Below are 19042 nucleotides of genomic sequence, written 5' to 3'. Positions count from 1 at the left end.
CAGCACGTTTACATTCGGCGAGCGTTCCGGAAATGCGGCCTCCCTAGCTTTGAAGGAACATCCCCAAGGAGGTCCCCGTGACAGAACGCACCGCAGACACCGCCACCCTCACTCCCCCGACCGTCCCCGCCCTGGAACACCGGCCCGGCCGCTGGATCGCCAACTGGGACGCCGAGAACCCGGCCCAGTGGGAGTCGGTGGGGCGTGGGATCGCCCGGCGAAACCTGAACTGGTCCATCTTCGCGGAGTTCCTGGGCTTCGTGGTCTGGCAGCTCTGGTCGATCGTGGTGGTGCAGCTGCCGGCGGCCGGTTTCCGTTTCTCCACCAACGAGATCTTCTGGCTGATCTCGATGCCCAGCCTGGTCGGAGCGACCCTGCGCATCCCGTACACCTTCATGGTCCCGCGCTTCGGAGGCCGAAACTGGACGGTCGTCTCGGCGCTCCTGCTGCTGATTCCCTCCACCGGGCTGGCGTTCTGTGTGGCCAACCCGGGCACCCCGTTCGGCGTCATGCTGCTGGTGGCAGCCCTGGCCGGTTTCGGCGGCGGCAACTTCGCCAGCTCGATGGCGAACATCAGCTTCTTCTACCCGGCCCGGGAAAAGGGCTGGGCGCTGGGCCTGAACGCCGCCGGCGGAAACCTGGGCGCCGCCGTCGCCCAGCTCGCCGTGCCGGTCGCCGTCACGCTCCTGGCCGCCGGCACCATCAACCTGCCGGTCGCCGGGCTGATGTGGGTGCCACTGATCCTGCTGGCCGCGTTCGGTGCCTGGAAATACATGGACAACCTGACCAGCGCCCGGGGCGACGTCGCCGGCTCGCTCGCGGCGCTCAAGGAGCCGCACCTGTGGGTGATGGCGCTGCTGTACATAGGTACCTTCGGCTCCTTCATAGGCTTCGCCGGCGTGTTTCCCAAGCTCATCAAGGATTACTTCCCGGCCTTCTCCTCGTTCGGCATCGGCACCGTTGCCCTCTCGCTGGCGTTCCTGGGCCCGCTGGTCGGATCGCTTGCCCGTCCGTACGGCGGCAGGATGGCGGACCGGCTGGGCGGGGCGCGGATGACCGTGGCCGCGTTCGCGGCGATGGCCGCCATCACCCTGACCATGGTGTGGACGCTGCCGATGAAGAACTTCTGGCTCTTCCTGATCCTGTTCCTGGCCCTCTTCACCGCCAGCGGCTTCGGCAACGGCGCCACCTACCGGATGATTCCGGTGATCTTCGCACTGCACAGCCGCGCCGCCCGCACCGGGGCCGCTCCGGCGGCCACGCAGAAACTGGCATCCTCGGCGCTGGGGCTGATCTCGGCGATCGGCGCCTACGGCGGCTTCGTGATCCCGCAGGTACTCAACGCCGCCAACACCGCCACCGGCTCCTACACGCCGGCGTTCTACGGCTTCGTCGCGGCCTACGTCCTGATGCTGGCCGTGTGCTGGGCCTGCTACCTACGCCCCGCCGGTCACGGCAAGGGACACGTCTAGATGGCCGACGGCGCCGCGACCCACTGCCCGTACTGCGCCCTGCAGTGTGCCATGACGCTGACCGTGCCAGCGGCCGCGGAGGCCCCGCCCGAGGTGACCGGCAGGGACTTTCCCACCAACCGTGGCGGGCTCTGCCGCAAGGGCTGGACCTCGACGACGTTGCTCGAGCACCCCGGGCGTGTCACCGAACCGCTGCTCAGGAGCGCCGACGGCGTGCACCGGCCGGTCGACTGGGATACCGCCTTAAACCTCATCGCCACCGCGGTCCGGGATACCCGGGCCGCCCACGGCCCCGACGCCGTCGGCGTGTTTGGCGGCGGCGGGCTAACCAATGAGAAGGCCTACCAGTTGGGCAAGTTCGCGCGGCTGGGGCTGGGGACCTCGCGGATCGACTACAACGGCAGGTTCTGCATGTCCTCCGCCGCGGCAGCCGGAATCCGCGCGTTCGGCCTGGACCGTGGGCTGCCGTTCCCGGTGGCCGACCTGGACGGCGCCGCCACCGTGCTCCTGCTGGGCTCCAACGTTGCGGAGACGATGCCCCCGTTCGTGCAGCACCTGCGCGGGGCGCGCGACGCCGGCGGCCTGATCGTCGTCGACCCGCGGCGCTCCGCGACGGCCGCGTTGACCTCCGACGGCGCCGGACTGCACCTGCAGCCGCTGCCGGACAGCGATCTGGCCCTGCTGCTGGGGCTGGCACATGTGGTGATCCATGAAGGCCTGGCGGATCAGGCCTACATCGCCGGGCGCACCGCCGGCTACCCGGCCCTCGCCCGCAGCGTGGCCGGGTACTGGCCCGAGCGGGTGCAGTCCCTCACCGGCGTGCCAGCCGGCCTGGTCCGCGAGACCGCCCGGCGGCTGGCCGACGGTGCGCGCCGCGGCGGCAGCTACATCCTGACCGGCCGCGGCGTGGAACAACACGTGGACGGGACGGACACCGCCACCGCCGCGATCAACCTGGCCCTGCTGCTGGGCCTGCCGGGGTCGGCCCGGAGCGGCTACGGAACGCTGACCGGCCAGGGAAACGGACAAGGCGGGCGCGAACACGGCCAGAAGGCGGACCAGCTGCCCGGCTACCGGAAGATCACCGACCCCGCGGCGCGGGCCCACGTCGCGGGCGTCTGGGGAGTTCCCGAGGCGCTGATCCCGGGTCCGGGGGTCCCCGCCGTCGAACTGCTTGCCTCCCTGGGACAGCCCGACGGCGTCCGCTGCCTCTTCGTGCACGGCGCCAACGTTGCGGTGTCCGCCCCGGATGCGAACGCCGTGACCGCGGGCCTGCGTCGGCTGGATTTCCTGGTGGTCACCGACTTCTTCGTCTCAGAGACCGCGGCCGAGGCGGACCTGATCCTGCCGGTGACCCAGTGGGCCGAGGAGGAGGGCACGCTGACCAACCTCGAGGGCCGGGTACTGCGCCGCCGCCGGGCCGTGACTCCCCCGGCCGGGGTCCGCAGCGAGTTGTGGATCATGGCCCGACTGGCCGATTTGCTGGACGCCCCGTCGACCTTCAGCGAGGACCCGGAGACGGTGTTCGAGGAACTCCGCCGGGCGTCAGCCGGCGGACCGGCGGACTACTCCGGGATCGATTACGCGATGTTGGACCGCGGTGAGGAGGCCTACTGGCCGTATCCCGCGGGCAGCGCTGGGACGCCGCGGTTGTTCCTGGAGGCCTTCGCGCACCCGGACGGACGTGCGGTGTTCGCGCCGGTGACGCCCCGCCGTCGTGCGCCGTCGGGCGTTTCCGCGGGCTCGGCCGGCTCCTTAGGTTCCGGGGACGGCGGTGGGGGCGCCCCGATGACCCTGGTGACCGGACGCTGGCTGGAGCATTACCAGTCGGGAGCCCAGACCCGGCGTGTGCCCGCGTTGGTGGACGCACGGCCCGAGGCGCGGCTGCAGCTGCATCCCTCGGCAGCCGCGGCGCAGGGCATCGACGACGGCGGCCTGGTGCTCGTGGCGAACGGCCGCGGTGAGGTGCTGTGCCGCGCCGACGTCAGCCCGGACATCCGCCCGGAAACCGTGTTCCTGCCGTTCCATTTCGCCGGGGTGGAGAGCGCGAACCGGCTCACGGAGGCCGTAACGGACCCCGTCTCCGGGATGCCGGAATTCAAGACCAGTCAGGTCTGGGTGCGGCCGGTTGCTGCCGGTGCCTCCGCCGTGGCCCTGCAGAGGGAAGGTGCCTCATGAGCGAGCGTGTTGTGGTGGTGGGCTTCGGCCCGGTTGCGGCGAGGCTGATCGATGAACTGCTGCCCGCGGTGGCGTCCGGACTGCTGGAGTTGACCGTGGTCGGCGAGGAACCGGTGGCCGCCTACAACCGGGTCCTGGTGGCGGACTTGGGCGTCGGCCGGACCAGCGCGGACGCCCTGGCCCTTGCCGATGCGGCGTCCCTGGTGGCCGCGGGCGTCGATGTCCGGCTGGACGTGCGGGTCCGCCGGGTGGACCGGGCCCGGCGCCGGCTCCTGCTCAGCGACGGCAGCACCCCGCGCTATGACCGGCTGGTGTTCGCCACCGGCGCCCGGCCCGTGATTCCCAGCCTCACCGGGCTGAACCCGGATCCCGGCCAGCCCGCTCTTCCGCCCGGGGTGACCGCGCTGCGCGACCTGGGTGATGCGGCGGCGCTGCACGCAGCGGTGGCCGGCGGCAAACGCGTGGTGGTCCTGGGCGGCGGTGTCCTGGGCCTGGAAACCGCCCTGGCCGCCGCCGAGGAGGGCGCCACCGTGACCGTGGTGCACAATGGCCCGTTCCCGCTGGGCCGCAGCATCGACCGCGGCGGCGGGGCCGTGCTGGCGGCGTCGCTGCGGAACTGCGGGGTGCGGATGGCCGGTAATGCGCGGTCCGTGGGCGTGGAGACGGACGACGACGGCGGCTTCTCCGCGCTGCTGCTCGACGACGGCTCCGCGATCGACGGGGACCTGTTGGTGCTGTCCTGCGGCGTGCGGCCCCGCGTTGAGCTCGCGGAGGGCTGCGGGCTGCCGACGGCGGCCGGCATCCTGGTGGACCACCGGCTTCGCGCGCACCACGAGCCGCACGTCTTCGCCGTCGGGGACTGCGCGGAGGTCCGCTGCCCCGATCCGGACTGCGTGGACTGCCGGGCTTCCCTTGGGCCGTCCGGACTGGTGGGGCCGGGATGGCGGCAGGCCGAGTGGCTGGCCGGCTACCTCACGCTGCTGGCGTCCGGTGCTCTTGCGGAGGCTCAGGCGATGCCGCCGCTACCTTCGGAACAGCCAGCCGTGGTGGTGCTCAAGGCGCGCGGGCTGACCATGGCCGTGGCCGGTGACGTCACCGCGGATCCTTGGGACGAGGAGGCGCTGTGTTCCGGGTCGGCCACGGACCGGCCACGGCTGCAGGTCTCGCAATGGGCCGACCCCGAGCACGGCCGCTACGTCAAAATGTCCACCCGCGCCGGGGTACTGGAGGGTCTGGTGGCCGTTGGGATGCCCCGCACCGCGGCCGAGCTGGTGCAGCTCTTCGAACGCGGTGCGGAACTACCGGCGGACCGGTCGCTGTTGCTCAGGCTGGACGGTCCGGAGGCTAATACCTCGCAGGCCGCCCACGACCCGGCGCGGACTGTTTGCCGCTGCGCGGGGGTCAGTGGGACTGCCATCGCTTCGGCCGTTTCCTCCGGCTGCTCGACGGTTGCCGAGGTCTCCGCTACCACCCGCGCCGGCACCGGCTGCGGCAGTTGCCACGACGAGATCAGGGGCCTGATCGAAAAGCACTTCCAGGCGGCGGTGGCGTAGGGGCTGGTCCGGTGAGGGTGCGCTGACGTCGCGGACCTAAGTCCGGCCTGAACAGCTGGTAGCTTATGACAGCGGCCCAGTCTCAGGCGCCGCCTTCCTAGGGGGGAAATTTTGAAGAAATCACTCGCATTTGTCGTGCTCACCGGGCTTTTGCTCACCGGATGCGGCGGCAAGCAGATGTCCGCACCATCTGCAGCAACACCCAGCATTTCCGCAGCCGCGGCTGTGGAAGGCTCCATCTCCGTTCCCGGCCTGGTCGGGATGACGCTGGACAAGGCCACGAACCAACTGCAGGATCTGGGCCTCAAGGTCAAGGCAACAGACGTCGACAACGGCAAGTCGATCGTGGTCAAAAGCAACTGGACGGTCGCCAGCCAGGGCACCGCGGAGGGCACCAAGGTAAACAAGGGTGCGACCGTGGAACTGGGGGTGCATCACCTCACCGACTCCACCCCGACGCCGACTCCTACGCCGACTCCGGTAAAGGTCGTCGAGGCTCCGCCCGCACCGGTGGTCCCGGCCGCTCCCCCGGCGGTGGCCGAGCCGCCGGCTCCCGCCTACGTTCCGCCGGCACCGGCCTATGTCCCGCCGGCACCGGTTCAGGCTCCGCCTGTCTATGGCGGAATCATCTGCAAGGACGGCTACGCATGGCCCGGAACCACGCGCCAGGGCGCGTGCCACGGTCACGGAGGCATCAGGAACTAGCTCGAGAAAGGTGCCGGGCCGGCCTGCCGGCCCGGCACCTACACCTCGGTCAGACGTTCCTGACAGCTGGGCGAGACGACCCGCAGCGTGCTGGCCGGGTTGGCGACGAGGGCTGCGGGCGGCCTGACCGGACGCCGCTCGAGGTTACCGCCGCAGTTGGGACACGCCCCGTCGCGGAAACGGGCGACGCAGCCCGGGCACCACGTGCACTCGAAGGTGCAGATGTAGGCCTCGTCGGTGGGCGCGATGTCCCGGTCGCAGCATTCGCAGTTCGGTCGGATTTCAAGCATGCGACCAGCCTACCGGCCAGTAACTGAGACGTGGCGCGGCCTTCGACTTGGCAGATACTTGGCCTCTGGATGCCGGCCCATTGCTTCAGCTGTTTCTTCCCCGGTTGCTCGACGGTTGCCGAGGTCTCCGGTACCACCCGCGCCGGCACCGGCTGCGGCAGCTGCCACGACGAGATCAGGGGCCTAATCGAAATAAACTCCAGGCGGCCGTGGCGTAGGGGATCTGGGTGCCTTGAAGCTGGGCAGCAAGGATGTGCCGCTGCGACACTGACCGTCGACGCCGAATCGGCCCGATCGCAGTGGCCACAGAGGTTTATTGGTCCCGCGCCTAGCCGTCTCGGTCGAGCGGTACTGATACGATGCGCAAGCGGCCGCTGGGGCCGCCATTTACGTTTCGGGGGAAACCGTCTCATGCGCAATAGAAATCTTCTCCGCCTGTCCGCCGGCATTGCAGCGGCTGCATCCCTGATGGGCGCCGCAGCTCCGGCCCAGGCATCCAGCAGCGAAGGCGCTACAAAGAGCACCACCAGCACCTGCACCGAACTCGCACCCGATATCACCACCTGCCTCACTATGGAGGAGCGCCGCAACGTGGTAGTCACCCCGTCCGGGGTTGCCGTCTTGCAGGGTTATCGCGAATACACGGACTCCACAACCTTCCCCGATGGCACGCAGTCCAGCCAAGGAACTCGGCGGTACGTCTCCGTCTTCGGTTCCTCCGTTCAGACACCCGACGGGGTCCTCTACTACGATGCCAAGGTCACTCGGGTCGACGGGTCAGATGTCCTCTCCTTCCCCGACGGACTGACCTGCGTCCTGGACACCAATTTCGTGGAAGCCAATGTAAGCGGCGGCTACAACCACAGCACGGGCGTCTGCACCACCAACTAATACCCTCCCCGCTTGAAGGCCCGCTCCCGTTAGGGGGTGGGCCTTTCTGCACCACGGCTGGGTCGTCATTCCGGCGCGTCGTATAGAGACGGGATTGCGTACCGGCCTGGGCCGAGGTGTGCACACCTAGCCTTAATTGCCACGCTCGCGCCGCGACGCAGGCATTCTTCCACTGGTCCCCACGTCCCCGCCGGGCTTCAACTGGCACAGGTTCTGGTCGTCCGGCTGCAGGGACCGCGGGTCGCCCCGGGCACCGCGCACACAGCGTGAAACGGCTCTTGACGGCGGAGTCCGGACAGCATGTGATGGACGGGAACTGATCCTGGACCACCCATCTGCCGGACGCCCGCCGTCCGGAACGCCGAAAGGACAACGAATGTCCCTGCTCGACTCCGCCCTCTGGAACGGCAAGATCTACCTCAACGGCTGGCGGGACGGGGGCGGCGGGACCGGCACCGCCGTCGAGCCGGCCACGGGCGAGGAGCTGGGCAGCTACGGGGTCGCCTCGGCGGACGACGTCCGGGAGGCCGCCGCCACGGCGGCGAAGGCTCAAAAGGAATGGGCTGCCCGGAATCCGGAGGAGCGTGCCGCCGTCCTGCGCCGCGCCGGGCAGCTCTGGGAGGAGCACGCCGCCGACATCCAGGACTGGATCGTCCGCGAATCCGGCGGCATCCCTCCCAAGGCCGGCCTGGAAACGCACATCGCCGCCAACGAATGCTACGAGGCCTCCGCGCTGCCCTCGCTGCCGGCCGGGGATGTCCTGACCTCCAACGAAAACCGCTGGTCCTTTGCCCGCCGCCGGCCCGTCGGCGTCGTCTCCGTGATCTCCCCGTTCAACTTCCCGCTGATCCTCTCCATCCGCGCCGTCGCCCCGGCCCTGGCCCTCGGCAACGCCGTGCTGCTCAAGCCGGACCCGCGGACCACGGTGTGCGGCGGCGTCAGCGTCATCCGCATCTTCGAGGAGGCCGGGCTCCCGCCGGGGCTCCTCTCGCTGCTCCCCGGCGGCGCGGAGGTGGGTGCCGCCGTCGTCGAAGCCGAGGAGGTGCGCGTGATCGCGTTCACGGGTTCGACGGCGGCCGGCCGGAAAATTGGCGAGACCGCCGGCCGGCTACTCAAGCGCGCCCACCTGGAACTGGGCGGCAACAACGCCCTGATCGTCCTGCCCGGTGCGGACATCGCCAAGGCGGCCTCCGCCGCCGCGTTCGGGTCCTTCATGCACCAGGGCCAGATCTGCATGGCCGCCGGCCGTCACATCGTGCACGAGGACATCTACGACGAATACGTCGCCGCCCTCTCCGAGAAGGCCGCGCACCTGCCCGTGGGCGACCCGAAGAGCGGCACCGTGGCGCTCGGCCCGGTGATCGATGAACGCCAGCTGCAGCGGGTGGACGGGATCGTCCGGGACGCCGTCGCCGCCGGCGCGAAGCTCGCCGCGGGCGGCACCCACGACGGCCGCTTCTACCAGCCGGCCGTGCTGGTGGACCTGGACACGGACAGCCCCGCCTGGAAGGACGAGATCTTCGGCCCGGTGGCCCCGGTGATGAAGTTCTCCACCGTAGACGAAGCCGTGGCCCTGGCCAACGACAACGAATACGGCCTCTCGATCGGCATCCTGGGCGATGTGGGCCTGGCCATGACCATCGCCGACAGGCTGGACTCCGGCAAGGTCCACATCAACGAACAGACCGTCTCCGACGAGGCCAACTCCCCCTTCGGCGGCACGAAGAACTCCGGCAACGGCTCACGGATCGGCGGCCATCACGCCAACATGGAGTCCTTCACCGAGATCCAGTGGCTCACCATGCGGCCGGACATCGCGCCCTACCCGTTCTAGGAGCGGGCCACCCGCGCGGCGGCGGTCTCCACCAGGGCCTCGAGCCAGTGCTGGTGCTGCTTCTCGATGCTGCGCCGGACCACCGGTCCCAGCAGCGTCGCGAGGACGCCGCCCTGGACCTCCTCGGTGACGATCAGGGTGCCGCCGTCGTCCGTGCGCTGCAGGTCCCAGCGGTGGTAGCCGGTGGAGCCGCGGCCGGCGCCCTCCCAGCCGAGCCGGGTGCAGGGGGCGAACTCGCGGACCGTGCTGGCCACGCGCAGGCCGAAGGTGGTCCAGTCGAACCGGGACGAAGCCTCCAGTTCCGTGCCGCCGCCATCGAGCACCACGTCCTTGGCATTGCGGTACCAGGCCGGCCAGCGCGGCGCCTCGATCAGCAACGGCCAGAGCTGCTCCGGCGCCAGCTCGGTGCGGAGCTCGTTATAGGCGTACACCCGGGCCGAGGCGGGGTCGAAGCCGGCGGGCCAGTCGGTGGTGGGGTTCATTTGCTGCTCCTGAACTGAAGGCGAAGGTAGGCGTCGAAGAGGCCCGAGCCGAGGAAGCGGCGGGACTGGACGATCGCCTTGGCGGCGGGGGTGACGGTGTAGCGGGACCGGGGCTTGCGGGCCGTCGCGGCGTGTTCGACGACGGCGGCCACGGCGTCGGGCTCCGCGGCCAGCAGCGGGGAGGCGTAGGAGACGGCCATCTGCTCGTCGGCCGCGGCCCGGAGCGGGGCGTACGGGCCGCCGTCGGCGCCGGAGGAGGCCAGGGTGCGGGCGGCGGTGGCGCCGAAGCCGGTGCGGATCAGGCCGGGGGCGATCAGGGAGGTGCTGATGCCGAAGGGCGCCGTCTCGAAGCGCAGTGCGTCCGTGATGGCCTCCACGGCGTACTTGCTGGCATGGTAGTAGCCGCCCACCGGGAAGGTGACGCGGCCGCCCATGGAACCGATGTTGATGATCCGGCCGGAGCGTGCGGCGCGCATGCCGGGCAGCACCAGCTGGATCATCCGGGAGAAGCCGAAGACGTTCGTCTCGAACTGGCGGCGGACGGCGTCCAGGTCCGCTTCCTCGATGGTGCCGTATTCGCCGTAGCCGGCGTTGTTGATGAGGATACCCACGCTGCCGTGCCGTTCCTCCACGGTGCGGACGGCCGCGGCCATGGAGTCCTCGTCGGTGACGTCCAGGGGCAGGACGGTGGCGCCGGCGTCGGCGAGTCCGGCGAGGGTTTCGGGCCGACGCGCGGTGGCGTAGACGGTGAAGCCGGGCCGTTTGAGCAGCCGTTCGGCGGCGGCCCGGCCGATGCCGGAGGAGGCTCCGGTGATCAGAACTGCGGTGGTCATGGCTGGTCCTTGGGTTCGTTGGGATAGATGGTGAAGCCTGCGGTGAAGATGGCCACGCCGCGGCGCAGCCGGTCCGGGAGCGCATCTGGGGCGGCGACGCCTGCTTCTAGGCCGCGGGTGAAGGCGAACAGCATTTCGGCCGCGTCCCGGGCATCGGCGCCGGGATAGGCCTCCTGTACGGTGCGGGTGAGCAGGGCCAGCATCGCCTCGTCGTACCGGCCCAGCGCCTCGGGCGCGAGCCGGGTTTCCACACCCAGCAGCTCGGCGGCGTGTGCCGGGCTGTCCCGCCAGATCCGCATCACCAGCTCCAGCTTGGCCAGCAGGATTCCGGCCAGCCGCTCCTCCGGCGCCGTGCCGGCCTCCGCGGCCGCCTCCGAGGCGGCGAGGGCGTCGGCCAGCAGGCGCTCGACCAGGGCGCGGAAGACGTCTTCCTTGCTGCGGAAATACTGGTACAGCGCGGGCCGGGAGACTCCGGCCTGCCCGGCGATGTCGTTCATGGTGGTGCGGCGGGCCCCGTGCCGGGTGAAGCACACGTAGGCCGCCTCGACGATGTCAGCACTGCGGTCGCTCATACCTGACACTTTAGGCAAAAAATGTCAGAATGTAAACCATGGTGCCGCAGGACCAGAGGGAAGACGGTTAAACGCCGGACGCCGGCGACCCCGTAAGGGGCGCCGGCGTCCGGACCGGGGGCGGAGCGGTGCTACATGTGCACGTGCAGACGGCGGGCCGCCTCGGAGATCGATCCGCTCAGGGACGGGTAGACAGTGAAGGTGCTGGCGACGTCGTCGACGTGCATCTTCTGGGTCACGGCCAGCGAGATCGGGAAGATCAGCTCGGAGGCGTTGGGGCCCACGACGACGCCGCCGATCACGGTGCCGGAGCCCTTGCGCGCGAAGATCTTGATGAAGCCGTCGCGGTGGTTGCGCATCTTCGCGCGGGCGTTGCTGCGCAGCGAGAGCTTGACGACGTCGCCCTGGTATTTGCCGGAGTCGATGTCCGCCTCGGACACGCCCACGTTGGCGATCTCGGGCGAGGTGAAGATGTTGGAGGCCACCTGGTGCAGCTTCAGCGGGGCGACGCTGTCGCCGAGGAAGTGGGCGATGGCGATCCGGCCCTGCATGGCGGCGACGGAGGCCAGCGCCAGGACGCCGGTGCAGTCGCCGGCGGCGTAGATGTTCGGGGCGGTGGTGCGGGAGACGCCGTCGACCTTGATGTGGCCGCTCTCGGTCAGCGCCACGCCGGCCTCCTCCAGGCCGATCCCGGCGGTGTTCGGGATGGATCCGACGGCCACCAGGCAGTGGCTGCCGCGGACGGTGGAGCCGTCCGCCAGGGTGACCACCACGCCGTTGTCCGTGCGCTCCACGGTCTCGGCGCGGGCCCGGGACAACACGGTCACGCCGCGGCGTTCGAAGACGCCCTCGAGGACCTCGGCGGCGTCCGCGTCGGAGCCGGGCAGGACCCGGTCGCGGGAGGAGATCAGAGTGACCTTGGAGCCCAAGCCGTTGTAGGCGGAGGCGAATTCGGCGCCGGTGACGCCGGAGCCCACCACGATCAGTTCCTCGGGCAGCTCGTCCAGGTTGTAGATCTGCGCCCAGTTCAGGATGCGTTCGCCGTCCGGGCGGGCGGTGGGCAGTTCGCGCGGGTGGGCGCCGACGGCGAGCAGGACCGCGTCCGCCTCGACCGTCTCCACGCCCTCCGCGGTCAGGACCTCGATCGTGTGGTTGTCGAGCATCTTGCCGGAGCCGAGCATGATGCGGACGCCCTGGCCCTCGAGGCCGCGCTGGATGTCGGCGGACTGCTGCCGGGCCAAGCCCAGGAGCCGGTCGTTGATGTGCTTGAGGTCCGCGCGCATGGTGGGCATGCAGTCGCCGCCGTCGACGTCGAACTTCACGCCCAGCTCCCCCGCCTCGCCCACGCGGGTCATCAGGTCCGCGGTGGCGATCAGGGTCTTGGAGGGGACGACGTCGGTAAGTACGGCGGAGCCGCCGAGGCCGGCGCGTTCGATGATGGTGACCTGCGCTCCCAGCGAGGCGGCGACCATGGCCGCCTCATAGCCACCCGGCCCTCCGCCGAGAATCGCGATACGGGGTGCACTGAAATCGGGATGCGTAGTCACAATCATCCATTGTCCATCATCCGGACCGGCGCCACCAAGCCACGGTGCTGGGCAGCGCGGGGGCGGCAGGGTAGCTTGTTCCAGTGAGCAACACGGAATTCCTGAACACTGACCCCTTCGACGCCGCCCGCGCCGCCGCCGACTACATCGCGGAGGAGACCGGCGTCGACAGCCACGACATCGCCCTGGTGCTGGGCTCGGGCTGGGGGGACGCCGCCGAACTGATCGGCGAGACCACCGCCACCCTGTCCGCGGACGAGGTCCCGGGCTTCTCCGCCCCGTCGGTGGTGGGCCACGTGGGCACCATCCGCTCGGTTCTCACCCGCGAGGGCAAGCGCGCCTTGGTGCTCGGCGCGCGCACGCACTACTACGAGGGCAAGGGCGTCCGCGCCGTGGTGCACGGGGTCCGGACCGCCGCCGCCGCCGGCTGCAAGACCCTGGTCCTGACCAACGGCTGCGGGGGCCTGAACGAAGACTGGGCTCCCGGAACCCCGGTGCTGATCAGCGACCACATCAACCTCACCGCCACCTCCCCGCTGGAGGGCGCCACCTTCGTGGACCTGACAGACCTCTACTCCTCCCGCATCCGTGGCCTGGCCCGCGAGGTGGATTCCAGCCTGGACGAGGGCGTCTACGCGCAGTTCACCGGCCCGCACTACGAAACCCCGGCCGAGGTGCAGTACGCCAAGCGGATCGGCGCCTCCCTGGTGGGGATGTCCACCGCGCTGGAGGCCATCGCCGCTCGTCACGCGGGCATGGAGGTCTTCGGCATCTCGCTGGTAACCAACCTCGCCGCCGGCATCAGCCCGGTACCGCTGAGCCACGAAGAGGTCCTCGAGGCCGGCCAGGCCGCGGGCCCGCGCATCTCCAAGCTGCTCGCGGAGATCATCGCCAAGCTCTAAGCCGGCCGGCTCAGCCTGCCGCCAGCTGCGCCACTGTCCGGGCCCGGTCCTCCGGAAACCGCCGCTCCATCGAGTCGGCGATCCCGGCGATGGTCTGCCGGGCCAGGGTCTGCCGCCACACCAGTTCCGCCTGCCGCATCGTCTGGGAGACCAGGCAGGACCGGGTGAAGTCGTCCCGCGTCGCGGCGCCCGGGAGGTTGCCCAGGATGCCCTCGCAGCGGAAGGCCGGTTCCTGGCCCTCGATGGCCAGCACCACGTCCAGGACGGTGATGGCATCCGGCCGCCGGGCCAGCGCGAACCCGCCGCGCGGGCCGGAGACCGAGACCAGGATCCCGTCCCGGACCATCGCCTGCAGCTGCTTGTTCAGGTAGGCGGCTGGCAGGTTATACAGGGCGGCGATCCGGCCGCTGTTGACGGCCTCGCCGGCGGGGGTCCAGGACATGGCGACGCACGCGTGCAGCGCCCATTCCACCCCTCGCCCCATCCTCATATTCCAGACGCTATGTGTCCGGAAATTGGGGTGTCAACGGGCCGAGGGGCCCTGTGGGGGTCTCCTGCGGCAATCCTGAGCCAGCCCTGCGGAGGGTCCGGACGTAATGGAACTGTAAGGCCGCGCGCGCTTGTCGCGGCGCGCCGGCCCCCGGTTTGCCGCTAGTTTGGTATTCATGACGTCTTCCGATGCCGCACTGAACGATCTCCTGGGCGAAGCCCGCGCTTGGGCCGGACAGGACCCGGATCCGGCCACCGCCGCCGCCCTGGCCGAGCTCATCCGCCTCACCGAGGAGGGCGCTCCCGGCGCCCGCCAGGAACTCGCAGACAGCTTCAGCGGCACCCTGGAGTTCGGCACAGCAGGCCTCCGCGCCGCCCTCGGCCCCGGCCCGAACCGGATGAACCGCGTAGTGGTCCGGCGCGCCGCCGCAGGGCTCGCCGCCTTCCTCACCGGCGCCGTCGGCCAGGCCGTCGCCGGCACCCGGCCGCGCGCCGTCGTCGGCTTCGACGCCCGGCACAACTCGGACGTCTTCGCCCGCGAGACCGCCGCCATCTTCACCGCCGCCGGCATCGAGACGTTCCTGATGCCCGCCGCACTGCCCACCCCGCTGCTCGCCTACGCCGTCCGCGCCCTGGACTGCGACGGCGGCGTGATGGTCACCGCCAGCCACAACCCCCCGCAGGACAACGGGTACAAGGTCTACCTGGGCCGGCACGCCGTCGAGGAATCCGGCCGCGGCGCCCAGATCGTGGCACCGTACGACGCCCGGATCGCATCCGAGATCGACGCCGTCGGCCCGCTTGAGTCGATCGCCCTCGCCGGGGAGGGCTGGACGGTCCTGGAGCCCTCCATCGCCGCCGACTACCAGGCCGCCGTCGCGGCGCTGGTGATGCCGGAGCACTTCCCGGCCCGCGACCTGAAGATCGTCCTGACCCCCATGCACGGCGTGGGCGGGGAAACCGCCGTCGCGGTACTGAACGCCGCCGGCTTCGCGGACGTTACCCTGGTCACCGAGCAGGCCCTTCCGGACCCGGACTTCCCCACCGTCAGCTTCCCCAACCCGGAGGAACCCGGCGCCCTTGACCTGGCGCTGGAGACCGCTGCCCGGGTGGACGCGGACATCGTGATCGCCAACGACCCCGACGCCGACCGCGCCGCGGTGGCTGCCAAGGACCCGGACACCGGCGCCTGGCGGATGCTGCGCGGCGACGAGGTGGGCGCCCTGCTGGGCGCGCACGTCGTCGCCCGGCTCGCGGCCGACGGCGGAGACGGACAGGGTAGCGCTGTTGCGGGCGCCGCACAGGACGGCGAAAACGCCGGCGTGTTCGCCAACTCCATCGTCTCGTCCCGGTTGCTTGCCCGCGTGGCCACCGCCGCAGGCTACGACCACAAGGAAACCCTCACCGGCTTCAAGTGGATCGCCCGCGTTCCGCACCTGCTCTACGGCTACGAGGAGGCCCTGGGATATTGCGTGGCACCGTCCCTGGTCCGGGACAAGGACGGCATCTCCGCCGCCGTGCTGATCGCCGAACTCGCCGCCGCGGCCAAGGCCGCCGGCCGGACCATCTTCGACACCCTCGACGAGCTGTACCTGGTGCACGGCCTGCACGCCAGCGACCAGCTCAGCATCCGGGTGGCGGACCTGGGCCTGCTGGACGCCATGATGAACCGGCTGCGGGTCAGTCCGCCGGAATCCTTCGGCGGCTCCGCCGTGGAGACCGCCGCGGACCTGGCCGAGGGCAGCGAACAGCTCCCGCCCACCGACGGCCTGCTCTACCTGACCCGCGACGGCAGCCGCGTGATCATCCGGCCCAGCGGCACCGAGCCGAAGCTCAAGTGCTACCTCGAGGTGATCCGGGGCGTGGAATCCGCCGCCGGCCTGCCCCAGGCCCGGCAGGAGGCGCGCGCAGCGCTGGACGCCGTGCTGGCGGACGTGCGCGAGGCCCTGGGCCTCTAGGACCTCGGCGCCTCTCGGGGCTAGAGCCGGATTTCGATGAAGCCGTCGACGGCTCGTGCCGGGTAGGTTGCCAGCCGCAGCTCCGGGTTGCCGAGGCACTCCCCGGTCAGCAGGTCGTAAACCTCCTTGTGCAACGGGGACGCCAGGGTCCGCCGGGTCCCCCGCGATCCTGTAATCCCCCGGGCCATGACGTGCGCGCCGGTGGCCGGATCGGCGTGGTCGACGGCGAAGACCTCACCGCCGGCCGTGCGGAACACGGCCACCTGCCGGCCCGCGACCAGTGCCGCCTCACCCCAGCCTGGCTCCAGGTCCTGCACCGCGCAGATCCGGTGCCAGCTGGTCCCGTGCGTTCCCGCCATCTGCTCCGCAAAACTGCGGGCCGCGTCATCCAGTACGGCAGTCATCCGGGGCTCCTCCCTGCTTGCTTTCCGGTTTCCCGGCCGCCACTGCGGCCATTCCTCCACGCTAGGACCGTCGTGTAACGGCCGCATACAGCCCATGTGTCCGGCCGGTAAAAGAGACCTCACCCGGGCCGAAACCCGTCCGTGATGCAGAAGTTAAGACCACGAAACATTCGGGAAACTGACGCGAAACTGCCGCTGCCTAGGCTGGCCGGAGATGTTGCAGCACACCGCCTGCGGCCCAACGAAAGGCCACCCGTGACCGGACAGACCGCCAGCCCCCGCCCCTCCTCCCCCGCATCCGCCGAGGCGCGCCGCGTCGTCGTCGCCGGCGGCGGCCCCGCAGCCCACCGCTTCGTGGAGGCCATGCACGCCCGCGGCCTGGCCGGCTGGCAGATCACCGTGCTGACCGAGGAGGCCCACCTGCCCTACGACCGGGTGGCGCTGAGCAAGGCGCTGACGGATACCGCCGTGGACCTCACCCTGGGCGAGCCCTCCCTGTGGGACCACGGGGCGCTCACGCTCCGCACCGGCGAGCGCGCCACCGCCATCGACACCGCCGCGAAAACCGTGCAGACCGCCGCCGGCACCGTCTACCCCTACGACGAGCTGGTGGTCGCGACCGGCTCGGACGCGGCCCGCCTGCCCATCCCGGGCGCCGAACACACCCACGTCTACCGCACGCTGGAGGACGTCCGGGCCATCAACGCCGAAATCGCGAACCTCACCGCGGCGCTGGGCCGCACGGTCAACGCCGTCACCATCGGCGGCGGGTTGCTGGGCCTGGAGGCGGCGGCCGGCACCGCCCAGCTCGGCGCCAACCCGGTCGTCATCAACGGCTCCCCCTGGCTGATGAACACCCAGCTGGACGAGGGCGCCGGACAGGCCCTCGGCCGGCTGATCGAGGCCAAAGGCTTCACCGTCCACTGCGGCGTGTTCCCCGCCGAGGTGCTCTCCGACGACGCCGGCCGGGTCACCGGCGTGCTGCTGGCCGACGGGCGCGTGATCGACGCCGACATCGTCATCGCCGCCGTCGGCGTGCGGCCCCGCGACGAGCTGTTCAGGGCCGGCGACGGCGGGCCGCAGCAGTTCCGGCTCGGCCCGCGCGGCGGCGTCGTGATCGGCGAGGACTGCCGCACGGAGGTCCCCGGGATCTGGGCGATCGGCGAAGTGGCCAATTTCGGCGGCATGTGTCTGGGCCTGGTAGCGCCGGCGAACACGATGGCGGAAATCGTCGCGGACCGGCTGCACGGCGGCGCCGCGACCTTCCCCGGCTTCGACACCGCCACCAAACTCAAGCTCTCCGGCGTCGATGTCGCCAGCTTCGGCGACGCCTTCGCCCGCACGGACCACGCGCTGGAGATCGTCTACGCGGACCCGGCCCGCGGCGTCTACCAAAAGATCGTCACCACCGACGACGCCACCACCCTGCTCGGCGGGATCTTCGTCGGCGACGCCGCCCCGTACACCGCGCTGCGGCCGCTGCTGGGCCGCGCACTGCCGGCCGAACCCGGCGCCTACCTCACCGCGTCCGGCGGCGGAGTCGACGCCCTCGCGGCCGAACTGCCCGACGACGCCATCCTCTGCTCCTGCAACAACGTGGCCGCCGGGACCATCCGCGACGCCGTCAACGCCTGCGGCACCTGCGAGGGCAGCGAACCGGTCCGGGACCTGCCCGGGCTCAAGGGTTGCACCCGCGCCGGCACCAGCTGCGGATCCTGCGTCCCGATGCTCAAGAAGCTCCTCGACGGCGAACTCACCAAGTCCGGCGTCGAGGTCTCCACGGCGCTGTGCGAACACATCGGATTGTCACGCCAGGAACTCTTCGACGCCATCCGGGTCCTGGAACTGACCTCTTTCGAGGGCGTCATGGACCGCTACGGCAGCGGCGAGGGCTGCGATATCTGCAAGCCCACCATCGCCAACATCCTCGCCAGCCAACACGGCGCGTACGTCCTCGACGCCGGCCGCGGCACCCTGCAGGACACCAACGACCGGGCCCTGGCGAACATGCAAAAGGACGGTACCTACTCGGTGGTGCCCCGGATCGCGGGCGGCGAGATCACGCCGCAGAAGCTCGGCGTGATCGCCGCCGTCGCCGAACAGTACGGCCTGTACACAAAGATCACCGGCGGCCAGCGGATTGACATGTTCGGCGCCCGGCTGGAACAGCTCCCGGAGATCTGGAAGCTGCTGGTGGACGCCGGGTTCGAATCCGGCCAGGCCTACGGCAAGAGCCTGCGGACCGTGAAGTCCTGCGTCGGGTCCACCTGGTGCCGCTTCGGGGTGCAGGATTCGGTGGCCATGGCCATCCGCCTGGAACTCCGGTACCGCGGCCTGCGCAGCCCGCACAAGCTGAAGATGGGCGTCTCCGGCTGCGCCCGCGAATGCGCCGAGGCCCGCGGCAAGGACGTCGGCGTGATCGCCACCGCGGACGGCTGGAACCTCTACGTCGGCGGCAACGGCGGCGCCACCCCGGCGCACGCGCAGCTTCTCGCCAAGGACCTCGACGACGAGACGCTGATCCGCTACATCGACCGCTACTTCATGTACTACATCCGCACCGCCGACCGGCTGCAGCGCACCGCCCGCTGGCAGGAGGAGCTCGACGGCGGCATCCGCCACGTCGAGGACGTGGTGGTGCACGACAGCCTGGGCATTGCCGCGGACCTCGAGGCAGCCATGGCCAAACACGTGGACACCTACGTCGACGAGTGGGCCGAGACCCTGCGGGACCCGGACCGGCTGCGCCGCTTCCGCTCCTTCGTCAACGCCCCGGGCCAGGTGGACGACTCCATCACCCTCGTCCCCGACGACCGCGGCCAGATGCGGCCCGCCACCGCGGAAGAAAAACGCTCCCGGCTGATCGCCACGACCATCCCCGTCAGGTCGGCCGGCCCCGCCGCCGGCGAACCCACCGAAAGCAGGGTCTAAG

General features: G+C 70.6%; 16 protein-coding genes, 1 tRNA gene and 2 pseudogenes. 12 read left to right on the top strand and 7 right to left on the bottom strand.

Annotated features, from left to right (window positions below; all coding sequences use genetic code 11):
• Positions 1–77 precede the first annotated feature (77 nt).
• The 4 genes from ACFVY3_RS08050 (at position 78) to ACFVY3_RS08035 (ending at position 5908) form a co-directional block, all read left to right on the top strand.
• The gene (locus tag ACFVY3_RS08050; RefSeq protein WP_400159350.1) at positions 78–1472 is read left to right on the top strand and encodes an MFS transporter; all 1395 of its coding nucleotides are present in this window, start codon (positions 78–80) and stop codon (positions 1470–1472) included.
• Positions 1473–3650 carry a molybdopterin oxidoreductase family protein gene (locus tag ACFVY3_RS08045; RefSeq protein WP_400159349.1) on the top strand — a complete coding sequence of 726 codons (2178 nt, stop codon included), beginning with the start codon at positions 1473–1475 and terminating at the stop codon, positions 3648–3650.
• Positions 3647–5203: an FAD-dependent oxidoreductase gene (locus ACFVY3_RS08040; RefSeq protein WP_400159348.1), complete on the top strand. Its 1557-nt coding sequence runs from the start codon at positions 3647–3649 to the stop codon at positions 5201–5203. The genes ACFVY3_RS08045 and ACFVY3_RS08040 overlap by 4 nt, the downstream gene beginning before the upstream one ends.
• Before the next feature lie 111 nt (positions 5204–5314).
• Positions 5315–5908 (top strand): PASTA domain-containing protein, encoded by a 594-nt coding sequence (locus tag ACFVY3_RS08035; protein ID WP_400159347.1) that lies wholly within the window; start codon positions 5315–5317, stop codon positions 5906–5908.
• 38 nt (positions 5909–5946) lie between these two features.
• Here ACFVY3_RS08035 and ACFVY3_RS08030 read toward each other — a convergent pair whose 3' ends face one another.
• Positions 5947–6198, bottom strand: coding sequence for a DUF1272 domain-containing protein (locus ACFVY3_RS08030; protein ID WP_400159346.1), 252 nt, complete (start codon positions 6196–6198; stop codon positions 5947–5949).
• Between the two features lie 69 nt (positions 6199–6267).
• Between ACFVY3_RS08030 and ACFVY3_RS08025 the strand changes: the two are divergent.
• The 3 genes and pseudogenes from ACFVY3_RS08025 to ACFVY3_RS08015 form a co-directional block, all read left to right on the top strand.
• Positions 6268–6351, top strand: a pseudogene (locus tag ACFVY3_RS08025) (hypothetical protein); the annotation flags it as partial.
• 258 nt (positions 6352–6609) lie between these two features.
• A complete protein-coding gene (locus ACFVY3_RS08020) occupies positions 6610–7089 on the top strand; it encodes a hypothetical protein (protein ID WP_400159504.1) in 480 nt (159 codons plus the stop codon).
• 376 nt (positions 7090–7465) lie between these two features.
• A complete protein-coding gene (locus ACFVY3_RS08015) occupies positions 7466–8923 on the top strand; it encodes an aldehyde dehydrogenase family protein (RefSeq protein WP_400159345.1) in 1458 nt (485 codons plus the stop codon).
• Here ACFVY3_RS08015 and ACFVY3_RS08010 read toward each other — a convergent pair.
• The 4 genes from ACFVY3_RS08010 to ACFVY3_RS07995 all read right to left on the bottom strand — a co-directional run bounded on the left by ACFVY3_RS08010 (position 8920) and on the right by ACFVY3_RS07995 (position 12357).
• On the bottom strand, positions 8920–9405 hold the full coding sequence (locus tag ACFVY3_RS08010) for an SRPBCC family protein (RefSeq protein WP_400159344.1): 486 nt from the start codon (positions 9403–9405) through the stop codon (positions 8920–8922). The genes ACFVY3_RS08015 and ACFVY3_RS08010 overlap by 4 nt on opposite strands.
• Positions 9402–10238 (bottom strand): SDR family NAD(P)-dependent oxidoreductase, encoded by an 837-nt coding sequence (locus ACFVY3_RS08005; protein ID WP_400159343.1) that lies wholly within the window; start codon positions 10236–10238, stop codon positions 9402–9404. Before ACFVY3_RS08005 ends, ACFVY3_RS08010 begins: the two co-directional genes overlap by 4 nt.
• Positions 10235–10810, bottom strand: coding sequence for a helix-turn-helix domain-containing protein (locus tag ACFVY3_RS08000; RefSeq protein WP_400159342.1), 576 nt, complete (start codon positions 10808–10810; stop codon positions 10235–10237). Before ACFVY3_RS08000 ends, ACFVY3_RS08005 begins: the two co-directional genes overlap by 4 nt.
• Positions 10811–10941: 131 nt before the next feature.
• A complete protein-coding gene (locus ACFVY3_RS07995) occupies positions 10942–12357 on the bottom strand; it encodes an NAD(P)H-quinone dehydrogenase (RefSeq protein ID WP_290258487.1) in 1416 nt (471 codons plus the stop codon).
• An 83-nt stretch (positions 12358–12440) separates the two neighbouring features.
• Here ACFVY3_RS07995 and ACFVY3_RS07990 point away from each other — a divergent pair, with 83 nt between their 5' ends.
• Positions 12441–13259, top strand: coding sequence for a purine-nucleoside phosphorylase (locus ACFVY3_RS07990; protein WP_364136925.1), 819 nt, complete (start codon positions 12441–12443; stop codon positions 13257–13259).
• A 10-nt stretch (positions 13260–13269) separates the two neighbouring features.
• Here ACFVY3_RS07990 and ACFVY3_RS07985 read toward each other — a convergent pair whose 3' ends face one another.
• The gene (locus tag ACFVY3_RS07985) at positions 13270–13749 is read right to left on the bottom strand and encodes an RrF2 family transcriptional regulator (protein ID WP_400159341.1); all 480 of its coding nucleotides are present in this window, start codon (positions 13747–13749) and stop codon (positions 13270–13272) included.
• A 175-nt stretch (positions 13750–13924) separates the two neighbouring features.
• Here ACFVY3_RS07985 and ACFVY3_RS07980 point away from each other — a divergent pair, with 175 nt between their 5' ends.
• Positions 13925–15706, top strand: a complete 1782-nt coding sequence (locus ACFVY3_RS07980) for a phospho-sugar mutase (RefSeq protein WP_400159340.1) — start codon at positions 13925–13927, stop codon at positions 15704–15706.
• A 20-nt stretch (positions 15707–15726) separates the two neighbouring features.
• Here ACFVY3_RS07980 and nirD read toward each other — a convergent pair whose 3' ends face one another.
• Complete coding sequence (gene nirD / locus ACFVY3_RS07975) at positions 15727–16110, bottom strand: nitrite reductase small subunit NirD (protein ID WP_400159339.1); 384 nt, start codon at positions 16108–16110, stop codon at positions 15727–15729.
• Between the two features lie 144 nt (positions 16111–16254).
• Between nirD and nirB the strand changes: the two are divergent.
• The 3 genes and pseudogenes from nirB to ACFVY3_RS07960 all read left to right on the top strand — a co-directional run.
• A pseudogene (nirB, locus tag ACFVY3_RS07970) lies at positions 16255–18246 on the top strand (nitrite reductase large subunit NirB); the annotation flags it as partial.
• A tRNA-OTHER gene (locus ACFVY3_RS07965) sits at positions 18216–18335 on the top strand. The pseudogene nirB and the gene ACFVY3_RS07965, both read left to right, overlap by 31 nt.
• The gene (locus ACFVY3_RS07960; RefSeq protein ID WP_400159338.1) at positions 18304–19041 is read left to right on the top strand and encodes a hypothetical protein; all 738 of its coding nucleotides are present in this window, start codon (positions 18304–18306) and stop codon (positions 19039–19041) included. The genes ACFVY3_RS07965 and ACFVY3_RS07960 overlap by 32 nt, the downstream gene beginning before the upstream one ends.
• Position 19042: the final 1 nt, after the last annotated feature.

It is taken from the genome of Arthrobacter sp. BPSS-3 (assembly GCF_044628475.1).
Lineage (GTDB): Bacteria > Actinomycetota > Actinomycetes > Actinomycetales > Micrococcaceae > Arthrobacter.
Note: the sequence above shows the minus strand (reverse complement) of the source record. Positions and strands in the feature narration are given on the sequence as shown.